This window comes from Paenibacillus sp. P4_A7 (assembly GCF_056402455.1).
Genome location: NZ_JBFUHJ010000587.1, coordinates 1 through 2,989, shown reverse-complemented (window position 1 = coordinate 2,989; position 2,989 = coordinate 1). Strand labels below are relative to the sequence as shown.

Genomic DNA, 2,989 nt, shown 5'->3' with positions numbered 1-2,989 from the left:
ACATACTATAGTCTTATGAGAACATTTAATGAAGGAGGTAGAAACGAAATGTCTTCAATAGAAATAGACCGTATCCGCTCACTTCTGCCTTCTTTGCTCGAAACGAGCCGTCAACAATGCAAGCATGGTATGGTGGCATCTTACATTCCAGAATTGTCTAAAGCGCCGATCGAAGCACTAGGCATACATATTTTAGACGCTAGTGGTAATTCCATCTCTGCTGGTGATTACGGGCTGCAATTTACGATGCAAAGCATTTCAAAAGTATTTACACTCATATTGGCTTTAATGGATATCGGCGAGGAAGCCGTATTTGATAAAGTAGGCATGGAACCAACCGGTGATAACTTCAATTCAATGCTTAAGCTTGAGCTTGTACAGCCAGGAATCCCTTTTAATCCACTTATTAACGCAGGAGCAATAGCTATTTCCTCCTTGATCGCAGGTAAGAGCCCTGCTGAAAAATCAGCTCGCGTATTAAACTTTCTCCGTACGATTTCTGGTAATGATACGCTGACCTATGATTTGGATGTTTATCGTTCGGAGGCGGAGACGGCCAATCTTAACCGATCAATGGCCTATTTTTTGAAAGATAACGGTGTTTTAGCTGGGCATGTAGAGGATGTTTTAGAGGTTTACTTCCGTCATTGCTCCATTAATGTGTCTTGTGCTGATCTCGCACAGATGGCTATCGTACTTGCAAACAATGGCACCAACCCTGCGACTGGACAATCTCTCATTCCTCGCCGCTACGTCCAGATCGCCAAAACCTTCATGATAACGTGCGGCATGTACAACGCATCTGGTGAATTTGCTATCCAAGTCGGTCTGCCCGCAAAGAGTGGAGTATCTGGTGGAATATTAACTATGGTTCCTGGCCGTTATGGCATTGGCATAGTCGGCCCTGCTCTTAATCGCAAAGGTAACAGCATAGCAGGTGTTGCTCTTCTTGAGTCGCTATCTCGTGATTTTGATTGGAGTTTATTTTAAAAGTCGAATCTGACTTTAGATAAAAGGGGCTGTCCACATGAGTCATTGACTCCGGGCAGCCCCTTTGTTCATTTCACACAGCATAAAGCTATTGATCGACCAGCTTAATATCTTTACTCAATATAAAAAACTGTTCTGCCTTATCTCGGTGCTCATCGGTAATTTGACCGCTTAGAGCCTTATAGGCAATAAATACAGCGGTTGCGTCATCCACGAATCCGACTACTGGCACGAAGTCCGGAAGCAGATCTAATGGCATTATCCAGTAAGCTAATGCTCCTACTGCAGTTACTTTAGCCTTTATCGGTGTTTTCGGATCAATAGAACAATAGTAGAGCGTAACAACCTCTTTGGCAAAAGGAACCTTCGCCGCGTGACGCTTCACCTTCGACCAAAAACCTTCATTCACATATTTAGTTTGCTTATCGTGATCCCCGATTTTCTGAATCCACTTATTTATATCCAAATCCTTCGGATCAACAGTCTGAACGTTAGAGTTTAAGGAAGCTTCTAGCTCTGTTTCGGTTACCTCGTAGGGAACCGTCTCCTCAATAAGCTTATCTCCGCAATTTGAGCATTGTGCCTCAAACAGCTTGTCTGCATTCACATCATTGCTCCGTCCGCAGCTCGTACATGTAATGGCTGTCATGGTCCCACCTCCTTCTTTATAACTATTAATACTCTTTTTCCATCCTTATAGTTTCAACCAGCTTCATTAATTAAATGCATATTACTCCTCATTCAACAAAACAGGATCTAATTGCCCATTGAACAGCCTGCTATAAAAGCCTTGCTGATTAAGCAACTCTGAGTGTGATCCTCTCTCGGTAATTGCACCATTTTGCAATACTACGATTTGGTCAGCCTGCTGAATGGTGTTTAAACGGTGAGCGATAACAAAGCTTGTACGGCCTTCCATCAGACGATTTAATGCTTCTTGAATCTTAATTTCAGTCACCGTATCAATACTGCTGGTTGCCTCGTCAAGTACGAGTATAGAAGGGTTAGCCAAAATAGCTCTAGCAATAGCGAGCAGCTGCTTCTGCCCTTGGCTTATCCCGCTTCCATCAGCTTTAAGCACGGAATCATATCCACCCCGTAATCTAACGATATACGAGTGGGCATTCGCAAGCTTCGCCGCTTGCTCTACCTCAGCATCTGTTGCCTCTAATTTACCGTAGCGAATATTTTCACGGATGGTCCCTTCGAACAAGAACGGGTCCTGCAGAACAAAAGCCATATGTGAACGCAGATTCTCACGTTTTATCGTTCGGCTATCATGACCATCAATCATAATTCGTCCGCTGTCCGCATCGTAAAATCTGCATAACAGTTGAATAAGTGTTGACTTGCCTGCTCCTGTTGGACCAACAAACGCAACCGTCTCACCGGGCGAAGCAGCAAAGCTAACATGACTTAGCGTTGAGGAACGTCCTTCATAAGAGAAGGTTACGTCTTCAAATGCTACAGCGCCTCTCACCTTATCCAGCTCTATGGCACTCGACTCATCCTTCCGTTCTTCTTCCTCAGTAAGCACATCAAACACACGCTCCGCTCCGGCTACAGCAGATAACAGCGTATTCCATTGATTCGCCAAATCATTGAGCGGCCTTGTGAATTGCCTTGAATACTCCGCAAAAATAACGATAACGCCGACAGTTAAAGCATCATTTAATACGAAAATAGCTCCTACACCAGCAATAATTGCAAAGCTTAAATTATTTAATGCGTTCATCAGCTTTGGTATAAAGCCAGATATCGTCTGTGCCCAGAAGCCAGATACGCGAATGCGTTCATTTCGTAAACGAAACTCTTCAATAACCGTTTTTTCCTGAGAAAAAGCCYTTACAATCCGCTGTCCTGAAAGTGTCTCTTCTATATAACCATTCAAATCTCCGAGATTACGTTGCTGTGCCTTGAATAGTCGTCCGGTTTGCTTAGTAATCCATTTCATACCAAATACCATAGCTGGTACAACTAGAAAAGTTAGCAAAGTTAG

General features: G+C 43.5%; 3 protein-coding genes. 1 reads left to right on the top strand and 2 read right to left on the bottom strand.

Annotation, left to right across the window (positions count from 1 at the left end; all coding sequences use genetic code 11):
* Positions 1–48: 48 nt before the first annotated feature.
* Entirely contained in the window at positions 49–990 is a 942-nt protein-coding gene (gene glsA, locus AC1DWN_RS31430) for a glutaminase A (RefSeq protein ID WP_477562784.1), read from the top strand.
* A gap of 88 nt (positions 991–1,078) precedes the next feature.
* Here glsA and AC1DWN_RS31425 read toward each other — a convergent pair whose 3' ends face one another.
* Together AC1DWN_RS31425 and AC1DWN_RS31420 are read right to left on the bottom strand one after the other, a co-directional pair.
* Positions 1,079–1,639, bottom strand: coding sequence for a DUF1232 domain-containing protein (locus AC1DWN_RS31425; protein ID WP_477562783.1), 561 nt, complete (start codon positions 1,637–1,639; stop codon positions 1,079–1,081).
* Positions 1,640–1,720: 81 nt separating this feature from the next.
* A partial coding sequence (locus AC1DWN_RS31420) for an ABC transporter ATP-binding protein (RefSeq protein WP_477562782.1) occupies positions 1,721–2,989 on the bottom strand: 1,269 nt, incomplete at its 5' end.